The sequence below is a fragment of the Phyllobacterium sp. 22229 genome, assembly GCF_052056495.1.
Lineage (GTDB): Bacteria > Pseudomonadota > Alphaproteobacteria > Rhizobiales > Rhizobiaceae > Phyllobacterium > Phyllobacterium myrsinacearum.
In genome coordinates this window covers 1-303 of record NZ_JBQEPA010000080.1, presented here as the reverse complement: position 1 = coordinate 303, position 303 = coordinate 1, and the positions used below count along the sequence as shown (strand labels likewise).

At 63.0% G+C, this 303-nt stretch carries 1 protein-coding gene; it reads left to right on the top strand.

Annotation, left to right across the window (positions count from 1 at the left end):
- Nucleotides 1-303, top strand: a 303-nt coding sequence (locus tag ACTJJ7_RS28150) for an Ig-like domain-containing protein (protein ID WP_440969518.1), incomplete at both ends; no start/stop codon positions are given.

Here is a 303-nt window from a genome sequence, read left to right as displayed (position 1 = left end):
TATACCTTAAGCAACGCGTTCGGAACGTCGCCGCCCGCCATGATTACGCTGACGGTCAATCCGCTGCCGGTGGCCGCGGCCCATTCCGTCACCACACGGGCGGGAACACCGGTGACGGTAAACCTGACGGACGGCGCTACCGGCGGTCCCTTCACAGGAGCCGCCATTGTTACCCCTCCGGCTTTTGGCAGCGCGACCGTATCAGGCACCACCATTACCTATATCGCGCCAGCCGATGCATCAGGCGCGGTCAGCATCAGCTATACCTTAAGCAACGCGTTCGGAACGTCGCCGCCCGCCATG